General features: G+C 72.5%; 14 protein-coding genes. 4 read left to right on the forward strand and 10 right to left on the reverse strand.

Annotated elements, in window-relative coordinates; genetic code table 11:
• Positions 1-103: 103 nt before the first annotated feature.
• Positions 104-874, reverse strand: coding sequence for an SDR family oxidoreductase (locus tag AB0I29_RS14255; RefSeq protein WP_357482348.1), 771 nt, complete (start codon positions 872-874; stop codon positions 104-106).
• 66 nt (positions 875-940) lie between these two features.
• Between AB0I29_RS14255 and AB0I29_RS14260 the strand changes: the two genes are divergently transcribed.
• Entirely contained in the window at positions 941-1,534 is a 594-nt protein-coding gene (locus AB0I29_RS14260) for a TetR/AcrR family transcriptional regulator (RefSeq protein WP_285107978.1), read from the forward strand.
• Here AB0I29_RS14260 and AB0I29_RS14265 read toward each other — a convergent pair.
• Genes AB0I29_RS14265 through AB0I29_RS14275 form a run of 3 tightly spaced genes read right to left on the reverse strand, consistent with a single transcriptional unit; the run spans position 1,527 to position 4,659 of the window.
• The gene (locus AB0I29_RS14265; protein WP_285107976.1) at positions 1,527-2,363 is read right to left on the reverse strand and encodes a carbohydrate ABC transporter permease; all 837 of its coding nucleotides are present in this window, start codon (positions 2,361-2,363) and stop codon (positions 1,527-1,529) included. The two genes, AB0I29_RS14260 and AB0I29_RS14265, sit on opposite strands and share 8 nt — an antisense overlap.
• Before the next feature lie 2 nt (positions 2,364-2,365).
• Positions 2,366-3,313, reverse strand: coding sequence for a sugar ABC transporter permease (locus tag AB0I29_RS14270; protein ID WP_357482351.1), 948 nt, complete (start codon positions 3,311-3,313; stop codon positions 2,366-2,368).
• A complete protein-coding gene (locus AB0I29_RS14275) occupies positions 3,310-4,659 on the reverse strand; it encodes a sugar ABC transporter substrate-binding protein (RefSeq protein ID WP_357482353.1) in 1,350 nt (449 codons plus the stop codon). The genes AB0I29_RS14270 and AB0I29_RS14275 overlap by 4 nt, the downstream gene beginning before the upstream one ends.
• A gap of 237 nt (positions 4,660-4,896) precedes the next feature.
• Between AB0I29_RS14275 and AB0I29_RS14280 the strand changes: the two genes are divergently transcribed.
• Entirely contained in the window at positions 4,897-5,826 is a 930-nt protein-coding gene (locus AB0I29_RS14280; RefSeq protein ID WP_357482355.1) for a sugar-binding domain-containing protein, read from the forward strand.
• Positions 5,827-5,876: 50 nt separating this feature from the next.
• On the opposite strand, the gene AB0I29_RS14285 is transcribed toward AB0I29_RS14280, so the two are convergent.
• Both AB0I29_RS14285 and AB0I29_RS14290 read right to left on the reverse strand, forming a co-directional pair.
• Positions 5,877-7,373, reverse strand: coding sequence for a mannitol dehydrogenase family protein (locus AB0I29_RS14285; RefSeq protein WP_357482357.1), 1,497 nt, complete (start codon positions 7,371-7,373; stop codon positions 5,877-5,879).
• Positions 7,374-7,460: 87 nt separating this feature from the next.
• Positions 7,461-8,315 carry an SDR family NAD(P)-dependent oxidoreductase gene (locus AB0I29_RS14290; protein ID WP_357482359.1) on the reverse strand — a complete coding sequence of 285 codons (855 nt, stop codon included), beginning with the start codon at positions 8,313-8,315 and terminating at the stop codon, positions 7,461-7,463.
• 59 nt (positions 8,316-8,374) lie between these two features.
• Here AB0I29_RS14290 and AB0I29_RS14295 point away from each other — a divergent pair, with 59 nt between their 5' ends.
• Positions 8,375-9,070, forward strand: coding sequence for a TetR family transcriptional regulator (locus tag AB0I29_RS14295; RefSeq protein ID WP_357482361.1), 696 nt, complete (start codon positions 8,375-8,377; stop codon positions 9,068-9,070).
• 13 nt (positions 9,071-9,083) lie between these two features.
• Here AB0I29_RS14295 and AB0I29_RS14300 read toward each other — a convergent pair whose 3' ends face one another.
• Positions 9,084-10,034: a WYL domain-containing protein gene (locus AB0I29_RS14300; RefSeq protein WP_285107965.1), complete on the reverse strand. Its 951-nt coding sequence runs from the start codon at positions 10,032-10,034 to the stop codon at positions 9,084-9,086.
• A gap of 90 nt (positions 10,035-10,124) precedes the next feature.
• On the opposite strand from AB0I29_RS14300, the gene AB0I29_RS14305 reads away from it, so the two are divergent.
• Complete coding sequence (locus AB0I29_RS14305; RefSeq protein ID WP_285107964.1) at positions 10,125-11,270, forward strand: epoxide hydrolase; 1,146 nt, start codon at positions 10,125-10,127, stop codon at positions 11,268-11,270.
• A gap of 80 nt (positions 11,271-11,350) precedes the next feature.
• Here AB0I29_RS14305 and aztD read toward each other — a convergent pair whose 3' ends face one another.
• The 3 genes from aztD to AB0I29_RS14320 all read right to left on the reverse strand — a co-directional run bounded on the left by aztD (position 11,351) and on the right by AB0I29_RS14320 (position 15,080).
• Positions 11,351-12,628 (reverse strand): zinc metallochaperone AztD, encoded by a 1,278-nt coding sequence (gene aztD, locus AB0I29_RS14310; RefSeq protein WP_357482365.1) that lies wholly within the window; start codon positions 12,626-12,628, stop codon positions 11,351-11,353.
• 238 nt (positions 12,629-12,866) lie between these two features.
• Positions 12,867-13,520 (reverse strand): DUF6518 family protein, encoded by a 654-nt coding sequence (locus AB0I29_RS14315; protein WP_357482367.1) that lies wholly within the window; start codon positions 13,518-13,520, stop codon positions 12,867-12,869.
• 120 nt (positions 13,521-13,640) lie between these two features.
• On the reverse strand, positions 13,641-15,080 hold the full coding sequence (locus AB0I29_RS14320) for an MFS transporter (RefSeq protein ID WP_357482369.1): 1,440 nt from the start codon (positions 15,078-15,080) through the stop codon (positions 13,641-13,643).
• Positions 15,081-15,199 lie beyond the last annotated feature (119 nt).

The raw sequence follows: 15,199 nt of genomic DNA on the forward strand, positions 1-15,199 counted from the left end.
ACAAGCCACCCTTTCATCCGATCGCGGACCAGGCACTTGCTGCCAGAACCCGTCGGATCCTGGCAGCAGGTGCATGGTCGTCGCGCACGGTCGTCGGGTCCGGTCAGCCGGCGACGACCGCCACGTTGGCGCGGCCGCCGTCGACGTCGAGTGTCGCGCCGTGGACGAAGGCCGCGTCGTCCGAGGCGAGGTAGACCACCGCCGCGCCGATCGCGTCCGGGTGGCCCGGGCCGCCCGCGGGCGTGCCGGAGGTCATCGCGCCCGCGAAGTCGGCGGCGGGGTCGAGCTCCGGCGGCCGGATGACGCCCGGCGAGACGGCGTTGACGCGCACGCCCTGCGGGCCGAACTCGGCGGCCCACGAGCGGGTCAGCGACTCCAGCGCGCTCTTGGTCGAGGCGTACAGGCCGCCGAGCGGCGTGGCGAGCCGGGCCACCCAGGAGCCGAGGTTGATGATCACGCCGCCGCCGTCGGCGACCATGCGCGGCGCCACCACCTGGGTGAGGAAGTAGGGCGCCTTGACGTTCACGGCGTAGTAGCGGTCGAAGGTCGCGGAGTCGGTGCCGGCCAGGTGCACGGTGGGCGCGTAGATGCCCGCGTTGTTCACCAGGATGTCGAGCCGCCCGCCGAGCACCTCGGTGGCCGCGCCGGCCAGGCCGTGGCTCGCCTCCGGGCTGCCGTCGAGGTCGGCCGCGACGAAGTCGGCCGTGCCGCCCCGCTCACGGATCCCGGCCACGACCTCCTCACCCCGCTCCACGCTGCGCCCGGAGACGACGACGTGCGCGCCCTGCGCGGCGAGCGCCTCGGCGATCGCCCGTCCGATGTTGCTGGTGGACCCGGTCACGAGGGCGGTCCGGCCCTGCAGTCGCTGTGTCATGCCCTCGACGCTAGGAACCCATTTTTGGACTGGCAAGTCCAGAAGATCGGCCGTACCGTCGGGGCCGTGAAGCTCACCCCGAAGGGCCAGGCGACCCGGCAGCGCATCCTCGACGGAGCCGCGGAGTACCTGCGCGGCACCGAGCCGGGCGCCGTCACGCTGGACGACGTGCTGGCGATCACGCGGACCAGCAAGGGGCAGATGTTCCACTACTTCCCCGGCGGCAAGGAGGAGCTGCTGCTCGCCGTGGCCCGCGAGGAGGCCGACCGGGTGCTGATCGACCAGGAGCCGCACCTGAGCAGCCTCGACACCTGGGAGTCGTGGACGGCGTGGCGGGACTCCGTCGTCGCACGGTACCGCGCGCAGGGCCGCAGCTGCCCGCTCGCCGCGCTCATGGACCAGGTGTCCAGCACACCGGGCGCGGCCGAGGTGGTCTCGGAGCTGCTCCGGCAGTGGCGTACGCGGATCGAGGCCGGCGTGGTCGCCATGCAGGACGCCGGCCGGATCACCGCCGACCTGGACGCCGCCCAGGTGGCCTCGGCCTTCGTGGCCGGCATCCAGGGCGGCGTCCAGGTGCTGCGCGCGACGGGCAGCACGGACCAGCTCGAGGCGGTGCTGGACCTGCTGATCGACTACCTGCGCAAGGCGACCACTACTTGATCGCACCCATCGACAGCCCGCGCACGAGCTGCTTCTGCGCCACCCAGCCCGCGATGATCACGGGCAGCGACGCCAGCAGCGCCGCCGCGCACAGCCGGGCCAGGAACAGGCCCTCGCTCGTCATGGTCGACACGATGAGCACCGGCACCGTCGCCGCCCGCGAGGCGGTGAGGTTGAGCGCGAAGAAGAACTCGTTCCAGGAGAAGATCACGCAGATCAGCGCGGTCGCCGCGATGCCGGGCGCCACCATCGGGATGAGCACGGACCGCAGGGTCCGCATCAGCCCGGCGCCGTCGACTGACGCCGCCTCCAGCACCTCCCCCGGCACCTCCAGGAAGAACGACCGCATCATCCACACCGCGATCGGCAGGTTCATCGCCGTGTACAGGACCACCAGGGTCCAGATGTTGTCGAGCACCTTGAGCTGCCCGGCCACCACGTAGATCGGCACGATCACGGCCACGACCGGCAGCATCTTGGTGGAGATGAAGAAGAACAGCACGTCGCTGACCTTCTCCACCGGCCGGATCGACAGCGCGTACGCCGCCGGGATGCCGAGCAGCAGCACCAGCACCGTCGAGACGCCGGTCGCGATGGCCGAGTTGGCCACGTAGACCCCGGACCCGCCCTCGATCACGGCCCGGAACTGGTCGAGCGTGGGCGTGAAGAACCAGGTGGGCGGGTCGGACGCCGCCTGGTTCTCCTGCTTGAACGCCGTGGCCGCCATCCAGGCGACCGGGAAGAAGAAGGCGAGCGCCAGCAACCAGGTCAGCGTGGTCAGCACGCCACCGGTGGTTCGACGGCGGTACGCGCGCGTCACGTCGGACATGCTCACTCCTTGACCTCGAAGCTGCGGAAGATGAGGCGCAGCGCGGCGGAGGCCACGATGATCGTGGCGATCACGACGACGACGCCCATGGCGGCGGCCTGCCCGATGTCGAACCCGAGGAACGCGCGCTGGTAGATGTAGAACGGCAGGTTGGCGCTGGCGGTACCGGGGCCGCCCGCCGTCATGAGGTAGATCTGGTCGAACGTGTTGACCACGTAGATGACGCCGAGCAGCACGCCCAGCTCGATGTACCGCCGCAGGTGCGGCAGCGTGATCGAGCGGAAGGTGCGCCACGGGCCGGCGCCGTCCACGGACGCCGCCTCCAGCACGTCCTTCGCCTGGGCCTGGAGCCCGGCGAGCACGAGCAGCATCATGAACGGCGTCCACTGCCAGACCAGCGCCATGAGGATCGCGATGATCGGGTAGGTCGAGGTCCAGTCGACGGCCTCGATGCCGAACAGCCCGAGCGTCCAGTTCAGCAGGCCGTACGTGGGGTTGAGCAGCGCGACGGACCACAGCACCGACGTCGCCACCGGCATCACCAGGAACGGGGTGATGAGCATGGTGCGCGCCACGCCCCGGCCGAGGAAGGGCCGGTCCAGCAGCAGCGCCAGCACGATCCCGAGCACCATCGCCACGAGCACGCAGCCCAGCGTGATGACCACCGAGTTCAGCGCCGTCTGGCGGAACGTCGAGTCCTGCGCGATGTCCACGTAGTTCGACAGACCCACGAAGAGGTCCTCGCCCGGCCGCAGCAGGTTCTGCGAGCGCAGGGAGTACCAGATCGTCACCAGGAACGGGAGCTGCGTGACGATGACGGTGAAGATCAGCGCGGGCAGGAGCGGGCCGCGGCGGCGCCACCCCTCGGCCTTGCTGATCGAACGCTCGGACGCCGACGCCCGGGCTGCCCGGCGCGAGCTCTCCAGCCGGTCGATGGTCGAGGTGCTCATTTCCCCTCCTGGGCCCGGTAGGTCTCCGCCACGGTCTCGGCGTAGCGCTGCGACTGTGCGATGGCCTCGTCCACGGTCACCTGGCCGGCGATCGCCGCGGACATCTGCTGGCCCACGCGGGTGCCGAGGTCCTGGAACTCGGGGATGCCGACGAACTGGATGCCCGGGTAGGGCACCGGGTGGGTCATCGCGGCCTCCTGGGTGGCCCCGCCCATCGACTCCAGGGTGGCGTCGGCGTAGGCCTCGGAGACCTCGGCGTACTCGGGGATCTCGTAGGTGGACAGGCGGCTGCCCGGGGGCACCCGCTCCCAGCCGATCGTGTCGCCGACCAGCCGGATGTACTCCTTGTTCGTCATCCAGGACACGAAGTCCCAGGCGGCGTCCTTGTGCTCGCTGGTCGACGGGATGGCGAGCGACCAGCTGTAGAGCCAGCCGGCCGACTCGGTGTCCGCGACCGGCGCGGGCGCGTAGCCGACCTTGCCCGCCACCGTGGAGGACGACGGGTCCTCGACGGACGAGACCATCGACGTGGCGTCGTACCACATGGCCGACTGGCCCTGGGCGAACCGGGTGAGGCAGTCGCCGAAGCCGGAGGTCGCCGCGCCAGGCTGACCGGATGTCTGCACGGTGTCGACGTAGGTCTCGATGGCCTCGCGGCTCTCGGGCGAGTCGAGGGTCGCGTTCCAGTCCTCGTCGAACCAGCCGCCGCCGAACGTGTTGATCGCGGTGCTCATCGGCGCCATGACCTCGCCCCAGCCGGCCAGGCCGCGCAGGCAGATGCCCGAGAAGTCCTCGGCCGGGTCGTTCAGCTCGGCAGCGAGGTCGCGCACCTCGTCCCACGTCGGGTGCGCGGGCATCTCCAGCCCCGCCTCCTCGAACAGGTCGGCGCGGTAGGCCAGGAACGACGACTCGCCGTAGAACGGCACCGAGTACATGTCGCCGTCGCGCGAGAGCGCCTCGCGGACGCTGGGGACGAAGTCCTCGGCGTCGTACCCCTCGGTGGCGTCGATGTACGGCTGGAGGTTCTCGATCCAGCCGTTCTCGGCCCACATGGGCGTCTCGTAGTTGGAGATCATGACGACGTCGAACTCGCCGCCGCCGGTCGCCACGGACGCCGTGATCTTGGCCCGGGCCTCGTTCTCCGGCAGCGACACGAACCGCACGTCCACGCCCGGGTGGGCGGCGCGGAACTCGTCCTGCAGCGAGATCGCGTCCTGCATCTGCGGGTTGGAGACGATCGCGACCACGATCTGCTCGCCGTCGTCGCCGCCCACGGCGCCGGCCCCGGCGCAGCCGGACAGGGCCAGCGCGGCGGCGGCCGTCGCGGCCGTCGCCGGCGCCCTCACCGAAGAACGCCGTGCCGAGCTACGCCGTGCTGACCTGCCCCGCGCCGAAACACTCCTTGGAGGTCGGAACATCCTCGTCCTCTCCTCGGCGCGGCCTCTCCGCCGCGCTCATCTGAGAATATGAAACCGCTCATCTGCATCCGCAGAGTAGTTGGGTATGCTCAGGTGAGCAAGGCCCCCCGCTCAGAAGTCGCTCTCGAATGGTTCCCGCTGCCGCCTGCGGGAGTGAGGACGCAGGTGCCCCAGAACGACACGAACCTCATGGTCGAGGTGAGTACGGACTACTACCTCGACGGCAAGTCCAAGGTCGACATCGCGCGCGACCGCGGCATCTCCCGCTTCCAGGTGGCGCGCCTGCTCGCGCAGGCCCGGGAACAGGGCGTGGTGCGCATCGAGATCACCGCGCCCCGGGCCGACGGCGAGCGCGGGGCGCGTCTCGCCGCCCGGCTCGGCGCGCGCGAGATCCTCGTCGCGCCCAGCGGTCCGGACCCCGTCGCCACCCGGGAGAACGTCGCGGTCGAGCTCGCCCGCGCCGTCCGGGAGCACATCGCCGAGGGCATGACCGTGGGCGTGTCGTGGTCGCGCACGGTCGAGGCCGCGGTGCGGCACATCGGGCAGCTCCCCCACTGCGACGTCGTCCAGCTCGTCGGGGCCCTGCCCGTCGAGGGCAGCGGCAACTCGCTGGGCCTCATCAGCACGTTCGCGCAGATGCCGGGCGTGCGCACCTGGCCCGTCTGGTCGCCGCTGCTCGTGGCCGACGCCGCGACGGCCGCGGGCCTGCGCCGGCAGCCCGAGATCGCCGACGCGCTGGCGCGAGCCGACCACCTGGACGTCGCCGTCGTCGCGATCGGCCACTGGTCGGAGCGCAGCTCCACCGTGTTCCCGCAGATCAGCACCGAGGAGCAGCAGGCCGCCACGGCGGCCGGCGCGATCGCCGAGTGCTCGGGCCGCCTGTTCGACGCCGCGGGCCGGCCCGTGCGGACCAGCCTCGACGAGCGCGTGGTGGGCGTGACCCTCGAACAGCTCGCCGCCACGCCCCGGGTCATCGCCATCGGCTACGGGTCCGCCGTCGCGCCCGGCCTGCTGGCCGCGGTGAACGGCGGCGTCGCCGACACCCTGGTGGTGGACGACGCCGCCGCGACCGCGCTGGAGACCCTCCTCCCCTGACGTGTCAGACGTACAGATCCCTCGGGTGACCTGTGCGTCTGACACGTCGGTCAGGAGCGGGCGACGAGTTCCTCGACCGTGGCGCGGGCGCCCTTCTGGTGCAGGGAGCCCAGCGCCGCGAGGTACGCGGCGGTGAACCGCTCGTCGTCGACGAGGTCGCCGAACACCTCGCGGTCGCGCAGGAACGCGAGCGGGTCCTCCGCCTGCGCCAGGGCGGCCCGGTGCAGCCGGTCGGCGAGGCGGTCGACGATCTCGATGGGCTCGCCCGCCTCGTCCACCCCCTCGTCGTACCTGGCCCAGGAGGCCACGACCAGCGCCGCGTGCTCGATCGGCCCGCCGTGCTCCAGGTGGTACCGGACCACGGGCAGCAGCCACTTGGGGATGCGGTCCGACGACTCGGCGCACAGCCGCGCGAGGGTGTCGGCCACGTGCGGGTTCGCGAACCGCTCGATCAGCGTCTGCTTGTAGGCGTCCAGGTCGATGCCCGGCACCAGCGCCAGCGTGGGCGTGCCCTCGCGGTCCATGTAGCCGAGCAGGAACCGGGCGAACACGTCCTGGCCGGCCACCTCGTGCGCGTACCGGTGCCCGGCGAGGTAGCCGACGTAGCAGAGGGCCTGGTGGCCGGCGTTGAGCAGGCGCAGCTTCATCAGCTCGTACGGTTCGACGTCGGCCACCACCTGCACGCCGGCGTCCTCGAACGGCGGCCGGCCGGTCGGGAAGGCGTCCTCCAGCACCCACTGCTCGAACGGCTCGGCCACCACGGGCCAGGCGTCGTCGACGCCGAACCGCTCGGCCACCATGGCGCGGTCGGTGTCCGTGGTCACCGGGGTGATGCGGTCGACCATGGAGCTCGGGAAGGCGACCTCCGCCTCGATCCAGGCCGCCAGGTCGGCGTCCTTCGCGCGGGCGAACGTGGTGAACGCGCGGCGCGCCACCTCGCCGTTGCCCTGGATGTTGTCGCAGCTCATCACGGTGAACGGTGGCACGCCCCGGTCGCGGCGGCGGCGCAGGGCCTCGGTGACCAGGCCGAACGTCGTCGCCGGGACGGCGCCGTCGGCCAGGTCGGCGGCGACCGCCGGGTCGGCCAGGTCGAACTCGCCGGTCACGTGGTGGATGTTGTACCCGCCCTCGGTGACGGTGAGCGAGACGATGCGGACCTCGGGCGAGGCCATCTTCTCCAGCACCGCCTCCGGGTCGTCGGGGGCCAGCAGGTACTCCTTGATCGACCCGATCACGCGCGCCTCCAGGCGCCCGTCCGGGTGCTTGAGCACCAGCGTGTAGAGGCCGTCCTGCGCGGCCAGCGCGTCGCGCATCCGGGCATCGCCCGGCAGCACTCCGACGCCGCAGACCGCCCAGTCCAGCGCCTTGCCCTCGGCCATCAGCCGGTCGAGGTACATCGCCTGGTGCGCGCGATGGAAGCCGCCCACCCCGAGATGGACGATCCTGGTGGTGAGTCGGGACCGGTCATAGGTGGGCACCGTCAGCTCCGCGCCCTGCGGCGCGGACACCACCAGGCTGCCCACGGTCTCCTCGTCGAGTGCCGTCATCGTGCTCCTCCGCCGCCCTTCGACTCCGTTGAACAGCCGCCAGGCTAACAGATGAGCACGATGACAATCACAGATGAGCGTGCAGGGTCAGGGAAGGGCGACCGGGAACGGCTCCGCGAAGTCGGCGGACCGGCTCACCGCGCTCCACCGCTGGTCCGACTCCAGGAGCCGGCGGTCCTGCGCCACGGACATCTCGGTGGCGTTCACACCGAGCGGCAGGTTGTCGGGCAGGTCGTCGCGCGAGGCCAGCGCGACGAGGATCTGGGCGGCCCGGGCCGGGTCGCCCGCCGCACCCGCGCCGGCCTGGCGCATGCGGGCGTTCATGGCGCCCACGGTGGACTCGTACCCGGCGGGGGCGTCGTGCACGGTCATGGACGCACCGGCCCAGTCGGTGCGGAACCCGCTCGGCTCGACGACGAGCACCTTGACGCCGAACGGCGCCGTCTCGGCGCGGAGCACCCGGCTGAAGCCGTCGATGGCGAACTTCGCCGCCTGGTAGGACGCGATGCCCGGCGAGCCGCCGACCCGGCCGCCCACCGACGAGAACTGGATCACGAGGCCACCGCCCTGCTGCCGCAGCAGGGGGATCGCCGCCTTGGACACGTTGTAGACGCCCCAGAAGTTGGTCTCGAACTGGGTGCGGACGTCGGCGTCGTCCGCCGTCTCGATCGGGGCCACGTTGGCGTAGCCCGCGTTGTTGACGATGACGTCGACGCGCCCGAACCGTGCGGCGGCCTCGGCCAGCGCGGTGCGGGCGCCGTCCTGGTCGGTCACGTCGAGGCGGAGCGGGAGGATCCGCTCGCCGTACTCCGCGACGAGGTCGTCGAGCTGTTCGGGGCGGCGCGCGGTGGCGGCGACCTGGTCGCCGGCGGCGAGCGCGGCGAGGACGAGGGAACGGCCGAAGCCGCGGGACGAACCGGTGATGAACCATGTCTTCTGCATGTCGTTAATAAAACACCGTTGCTCTAACTTACGCAACCCCGTTGCGCTAAGATGTGACCATGACGACTCCCGACTTCCAGCGCGCCCGCTCCCCCGAGGCCAAGCTGCTGCGCGAGGCCGCCATCCTGGACGCCGCCCGCCGGCTGGGCTCCGAGCGCGGCATCCGGGAGGTGACGCTCACCGACATCGCCTCCGCCGTGGACATGCACAAGTCCGCGATGCTGCGGTACTTCGAGACGCGCGAGGAGATCTTCCTGCGGCTCACCGCCGAGGGCTGGCAGGACTGGGCGCCGGCCCTCGCCGCCCGGGTGCGCGCCGTCGCGCGGCCCGACGCCGACGCCGACGCCGATGCCGTCGACATCGCCCACGCCGTCGCCGACGCGTTCGCCTCGACCCTGGCGGAGCGCGGGACGTTCTGCGACCTGCTCGCGCAGACGCCGCTGAACCTCGAACGGAACGTGTCGGTCGAGAAGGTGCGGGAGTTCAAGCTGACCACGCGCGACGGCCTGGGCCAGATCGTCCCGGCGGTCCGCGCCGCGCTGCCGGTCCTCACCGAGCAGGACGGCGTCGACCTGGTCGCGGCGGCCACCTCGATGGCGGGCACCTTCCACCAGATCGCCACGCCGGGCCCGGAGGTCGCCGCGCTCTACCGCTCCGACCCGCGGCTCTCGCACGCCCTGGTGGAGGTCGAGCCGCGCCTGGCCCGGATCCTCGGGGCGATGCTGCGGGGGATGCTCGGGCAGGCCGGGCGGTAGGGCCAGGGGCGGGTCAGCCCCGCACCGCCCGGTCGTACCGCCGGGACAGCACCTCCAGGTGGTCCACGAGGCCCTGCGGTCCGGTCACCGTGAAGTCGAGGCCGAGCATGCCGATCCACACGGCCACCGTCTCGATGCTGTCCCCGCCGGTGACCAGCAGGCAGGACGTGTCGTCCCGCGGCTCCACGGTGCCGACGGCCGGGTTGATGCGGTCGAGCACCTCGTGCGCCGGGGCGTGCACGACGATCCGGGTGTGCACCGCCCAGCCCGTCCGGGCCACCTCGCGCACCACGAACTCGGTCAGGTCGAACGGCGGCTCCACGGGCGTGAAGCGGCGTCCGCCGGGCCTGCGCAGCTCCAGCCAGTCCACCCGGAAGGGCTCCCAGCGCCCCGAGCCGACATCCCGCCCCACGAGGTACCAGCGGCGCTGCCACGCCACGAGCCGGACCGGCTCCACCTCCCGCGGCTCCTCGCGGAACCAGAACCGCAGCCCCTGGTGGTCGCGGATCGCCGCGGCCAGCTCGGTGAGCAGCGCCGGGTCGACGACGGGGTCCTCGACGTTGCTGTCGGTGTTCACCGGCCCGGCGTCCGTCGCGTCGCGCAGCGCGGCGACCTGACTCCGCAGCCGGTCCGGCAGCACCTGCTCCAGCTTGCCCAGCGCGCGGGCGCTGGACTCCTCGATGCCCGCCACGGTGTTGGCGGCCCGCAGCCCGACCGCGATGGCGACCGCCTCCTCGTCGTCGAGCACGAGCGGGGGCAGCTTGCCGCCCACCCCCAGCCGGTAGCGGCCGCCGGGGCCGCGCACCGAGTCCACCGGGTAGCCCAGGTCGCGCAGGCGCGCGACGTCGTTGCGCACCGTGCGGTCGGTGACGTCGAGCCGCGCCGCGAGCTCGGGCCCCGTCCACTCGGCACGCGACTGGAGCAGGCCCAGGAGGGCGAGCAGCCGCCCCGCCGTCGTCGTCATCGTGGCTCCTCACCGGCATCAGAAAAAAGATCGGGACCCGTTCAGAATAGAGGAAAGAACTGTTCCTGAACCCCTCGTAGTGTCGGAGACATGAACACCAACGACACCAGCATCCGCCCCTTCCGCATCGACATCCCCCAGGCCGACCTCGACGACCTGAACGACCGCCTCGCCCGCACCCGCTTCGCCCCGGCCGCGCCGGGCGACTCCTGGGACTACGGCACGCCGGAGTCCTACCTGCGCGAGTCGGTCGAGCAGTGGCGCACCTCCTTCGACTGGCGCGCGGTCGAGGAGCGCGTCAACGCGTTCCCGCAGTTCCTGACCGAGATCGACGGCCAGACCGTCCACTTCCTGCACGTCCGCTCGGCCGAGCCGGGTGCGCGGGCGCTGCTCCTGACCCACACCTACCCGGGCTCGGTGCTCGACTTCCTCGACATGATCGGCCCGCTCACCGACCCCGTCGCGCACGGCGGCCGCGCCGAGGACGCCTTCGACGTCGTCGTCCCGTCGATCCCCGGCTTCGGCTTCAGCACCCCGCTGAGCGAGCCGGCCGACGGCGGGACCTGGACCATGGCCCGCGTCGCCCGCACCTGGGACACCCTGATGCGCCGGCTCGGCTACGAGTCCTACGGCACCCACGGCAGCGACGCCGGCGCCATGATCGGCCGCGAGCTGGCGGTGCTCGACCCCGAGGGCTTCCAGGGCGCGCACCTGCTCCAGCTCTTCTCGTTCCCGTCGGGCGCCGACGGCGAGATGGACGGGTTCGGCCCCAAGGAGTTCGCGGCCCTGGAGCACCTGCAGTGGTTCCAGAGCGTGGGCGCGTACAACACGATGAACGGCTCCCGCCCGCAGACCGTCTCCGCGGCGCTCAGCGACTCGCCGGTCGGGCAGCTCGCCTACAACGAGCTGTTCGAGAGCTTCGGCAACGGCACCAGCCTGGTCTCCCGCGAGCAGGTCCTGGCGCAGGTCAGCCTGTACTGGCTCACCAACACGTCGGCCACCTCGACGCGCTACCACTACACGGAGGCGCGGTCCGGCGCGGAGCCGGTGGTGAGCCAGGGCCGGATCGGCGTGGCCGTCTTCGCCGACGACTTCAAGACCATCCGGGCCTTCGCCGAGCGCGACAACGCCCGCATCGAGCACTGGGCCGAGTACCCGACGGGCGGCCACTACGCGGCGATGGAGGTCCCGGACCAGGTCGTCGCGGACATCCGCACCTTCTTCGCCCAGCCCTGACCCCGACCACCTCGTTGAGTGCTGGATTTTCGCCCTTCCCGAGGCTCGGGAAGGGCGAAAATCCAGCACTCAGCGCGTTGTCAGCGGGCGTGGGCCTCCCCGCCCGTGACGCCGTTCAGCTCGTTCGGGGTGACGCCGAGGTCGGCGGACCTCCAGACCTCGCCCGTCTCGACGTCGACCGCGTGGATCGAGTTCGTGGCCGGGTCGGTCACGTACACAGAGCCGTCCAGCGCGAGGATCGCGGGCCGCGGCTCCTGCCACTCGGCCGGCTCCTCCCACTCGTCGATCACCGGGATCGACGTCGTCAGCTCGCCCGACTCCGGGTCGATCACGTGCACCTGGCCGTCCGTGCCGAGCACGAGGGCCTCGCCCTCGTCGCCCCGCGCGAGCGACCGGAAGGTGTACGACGACGGCAGGTCGACCAGCTGGAGGTCGCCGGTCCGCGTGTCGATCAGCGAGACCTGTGTGGGCCGCTCCAGCTCGGCGTCCTTGTCGGTCTTGTAGTCGCCCAGCACGACCGGCGACTCCTCGGTCCCGGCCTGGTTGCCGATGCGGCCGTACGCGTCCGGGGACTCGACCTTGGTGATCTCGCCGTCCGCGTAGACCACAGCGCCGTCCTCGCAGCCGATGACGACGGCCTCGTCGGCGGCCACGGCCTCCCCGTGCACCCCGGGGCACTCGTCGGACGCCGCGATCTCCTTGTCGTCGCCGTCGAGCACCCGGATGCCGGTGCGTGCCTCCTCGGTGCCCTCGGAGACCACCAGGGTGTCGTCGGTCAGCTCGACGGCCACGCCGTGGTGGGCGGACGGCGTCGTGTACTCGCGAGCCGCCGCGTCGGCGTCGGCCACGTGCGCCGAGTCCAGCACGCGCACCAGGCCGGTGCCGTCGTCGAACAGGGCGGTGCGGCCCTCGTGGACCACGACGTGGCCGGGCTCGGATGCCTCGTAGGCGACGTCGGTGAGCCTCGGCTCGGCCGTCCAGAAGTGCGAGTGGTCGCCGTGGGCCTCGGCCCAGGAGCCCAGGTCGAGGGCCTGGAAGCCGCCGGTCGTGGAGACCATCAGGTGCCGTTCGTCGCCCGCCGCGTTGAGGCGGGTGAAGCCCTCCAGCTCGATCTCGCCCACGGGTTCGAGGCTCATCGCGTCCAGCACCAGGACGCCGCCGTCGTACGTGACCGCGACGCGGGGCGTGCGCGCCTGGGCCTCGGTGGCGTCGGGCGACTCGTGCTCCTCGTGCTCGCCGGCGCCGGCCGGCTCCGAGGCCGAGCCCGACGCCGCGCCCTCCGCGGCGCAGGCGCTGAGCAGGACGAGGGACAGTGCCGCGCCAAGGCCTGCGGCCGCGCGGGTGGGGTGATTTCTCATCATCGGTCGGGCGGCCTGGGCCGCCCGCTCCTTCCATCTAGAATGACAATCATTCTCGTTACCGAGGAGGAGTCAACCAGAAGTGAGAACGATTCTCAAACAGCATTCCGTGCTCGGACCAGCGACGACCCTGCCCGGAACACAGGAACCGGGCCCCACGCACTCGGCGGTCGCGGCCTAGGCCGCGACCAGCCGGGCAGACCGCCGCTCCGAGGCGACGCCGACAAGCCGGAGACTCCTACAGGCTCGAGTAGGCGAGGTAGAAGGCCGCCGCGACCAGCACCGTGCCTCCCGCGGCCAGGCCCACCGGCAGCGTGCCGCGGACCCGGCGCACGAGCAGCCCCACCAGGAGCGCGAGCCCGGCGACGCCGATCACCGTCCAGTAGACGGGGCTGGTCGTCTCCCGGACCACCGTCAGCCCGTACACCGACTCCCCCACCCCGATGCCCGCGAGCAGGGCGGTGCCGAGCGCCGCCCGGACGCCGGTGGCACGCAGCCAGGACGCGGCGACGCCCACGAACGGGCCGGCCACCACGCCCACCGCCGAGAACAGGAGCGGGTCGTACATGTAGCCCCGCACCTGGGACGCCACCGTGTACCCGAGCACGAGCAGCACGAAGCTCACCGCGCCGAGCACCGCGGCGGGCGCGGTGCGCAGCCGGGACCAGAAGACGAGCAGGGCCGTGAGCACCGTCCAGCCGCTGGCCGAGTTGGCGAACGACGCGAACGCGTCCGGCAGGAACCCCTGGGCGTACGACGTCAGCCCGCCCAGCACGAAGCTCAGGACCACGACGACCCCGGCGCGCGCCACCGGGTGGGACAGGCCCGCGCGGGCGGAGCGGGTCGGGGTGGTCGTGGTCCGGTCGGCTGCGCTCCGGGCGGTCGAGGTCATGGCCACGACGCTAGCGAGCAGAGCCGCCGCCGGCATCGGGCCCAGGGTGGACGCCGTCGTCGTCCCCAGGGTGGATGCCAGGGCGGACGACGGCGGCCGTGTGGCCGGTCGGCCAGCCGGTCAGGCGCGCGGTCGCCGCGCCGGCAGGAGCACCACCAGCACCACGACCAGCGCCAGCGCGACCAGCACCGTGGCACCGGTCAGAGCCGCGCTGACCTGCACGGCGACCTGCGCGGCCGCATCCGGACCGGCACCGGACCCCGCGGCGTCCGACCCGCCGCCGGCGTGCGCCGCGACCGCGACGAGGACGCCCAGGCCGAGCGCCATGCCGAGCTGGTGGGCGGTGTTGACGAGGCCGGACGCCGCCCCGGCGTCCTCGGGCGCGACCCCGGCGATGCCGGAGCTCGTCAGCGGCGCGAAGGCGAAGCCCTGACCGGCCCCGACGAGGAGCATCGGGAGGGCGACGGCGGTGAGGTAGGCGTCGTCCGGGCCGACGCGGCTCAGCCAGGCCAGGCCGGCGAGCGCGAGCGCCAGGCCACCGGCCAGCAGCACGGCGCCGGGGATCCTACGCAGCAGCCGCGGGACGGCCAGCGCCACGACGAAGTTGACCAGCGTCATCGGGAAGAACCCGAGGCCGGCCTGCAGCGGGCTGAGGCCGAGCACGTCCTGGAGGTACTGGGTGGTGAAGTAGAAGAACCCGATCATGGCGCCCAGGAAGAGCAGCCGGGCGGCGTAGGCACCGCTGCGCTCCCGGCTGCGGAAGAGCCGCAGGGGCATGATCGGGTGGGCCGTCCGTGCCTCGTGCAGCACCAGGACGGTCAGCAGCACCAGGCCCGCCGCGAGCGCGCCCAGGGTCACGGGCGAGGCCCAGCCGCGCTCGCCCGACTCGATGATCCCGAGCACGAGCGCGCCCGTGCCGAGGGTCGCGGCGGCCGCGCCGCCGGCGTCGAAGCGGCCGGGGCGCCGCTCGGTCTCGGCCAGGACCCGCCGGGCCACGACGATCATGACCACCGCGATCGGCACGTTGACGAGGAACGCCGCGCGCCACGAGACCCAGTCCGCGAGCGCCCCGCCGACCACCAGCCCGAGGCTGGCGCCGATCCCGGCGGTCGCGCTGTACCAGGCGACCGCGCGGGCCCGGGCGGGGCCCTCGAAGTGCGCGGTGATCAGAGCGAGGGAGGTGGGGGCGACGACGGCGGCGCCGACCCCCTGCAGGGCGCGCGCGGCGATCATCCACCAGCCGGTGGGGGCGAGCCCGATGAGCAGCGAGGCGGTGCCGAAGACCGCCAGCCCCGCGACGAGGAGGCGCCGTCGGCCCAGGAGGTCGCCGGCGCGGGCGCCGAGCAGGAGGAGGCCGCCGAACACGAGGGTGTAGGCGTCCTGCACCCAGGAGAGCGTGGCGGGGTCGAGGCCGAGGTCGGCGCGGATGCTCGGCAGGCCCGTGAAGATCACGGAGTTGTCGAGCAGGATCATGAAGTAGCTGATGAGGATGACGGCGAGGATCGCCGTGGTGCCGGTCGTCGTGGGGGTGCCCACGCGGGGTGCTGCCGTGGTGTGCATGCTGCCTCTCCTGGTGCGTCGCACCCAGCACACCGCGTGGCGCGCGCCCCGGGGAGTCCCGGTCGTTCCGGGTAACGCCAGTGCCTCCCACGGCGGCAGGGGTCGGCTTACCGTGGGGG

Origin of the sequence: Promicromonospora sp. NPDC050262, assembly GCF_040655935.1 — a bacterium.
Classification (GTDB): Bacteria; Actinomycetota; Actinomycetes; order Actinomycetales; family Cellulomonadaceae; genus Promicromonospora.

Coding starts and splice junctions, on each gene's coding strand:
- AB0I29_RS14255 (WP_357482348.1), bottom strand. CDS start 874: ATGACACAGCGACTGCAGGGCCGGACCGCCCTCGTGACCGGGTCCACC.
- AB0I29_RS14265 (WP_285107976.1), bottom strand. CDS start 2,363: ATGTCCGACGTGACGCGCGCGTACCGCCGTCGAACCACCGGTGGCGTG.
- AB0I29_RS14270 (WP_357482351.1), bottom strand. CDS start 3,313: ATGAGCACCTCGACCATCGACCGGCTGGAGAGCTCGCGCCGGGCAGCC.
- AB0I29_RS14285 (WP_357482357.1), bottom strand. CDS start 7,373: ATGACGGCACTCGACGAGGAGACCGTGGGCAGCCTGGTGGTGTCCGCG.
- AB0I29_RS14290 (WP_357482359.1), bottom strand. CDS start 8,315: ATGCAGAAGACATGGTTCATCACCGGTTCGTCCCGCGGCTTCGGCCGT.
- AB0I29_RS14295 (WP_357482361.1), top strand. CDS start 8,375: ATGACGACTCCCGACTTCCAGCGCGCCCGCTCCCCCGAGGCCAAGCTG.
- AB0I29_RS14300 (WP_285107965.1), bottom strand. CDS start 10,034: ATGACGACGACGGCGGGGCGGCTGCTCGCCCTCCTGGGCCTGCTCCAG.
- AB0I29_RS14305 (WP_285107964.1), top strand. CDS start 10,125: ATGAACACCAACGACACCAGCATCCGCCCCTTCCGCATCGACATCCCC.
- aztD (WP_357482365.1), bottom strand. CDS start 12,628: ATGAGAAATCACCCCACCCGCGCGGCCGCAGGCCTTGGCGCGGCACTG.
- AB0I29_RS14315 (WP_357482367.1), bottom strand. CDS start 13,520: ATGACCTCGACCGCCCGGAGCGCAGCCGACCGGACCACGACCACCCCG.
- AB0I29_RS14320 (WP_357482369.1), bottom strand. CDS start 15,080: ATGCACACCACGGCAGCACCCCGCGTGGGCACCCCCACGACGACCGGC.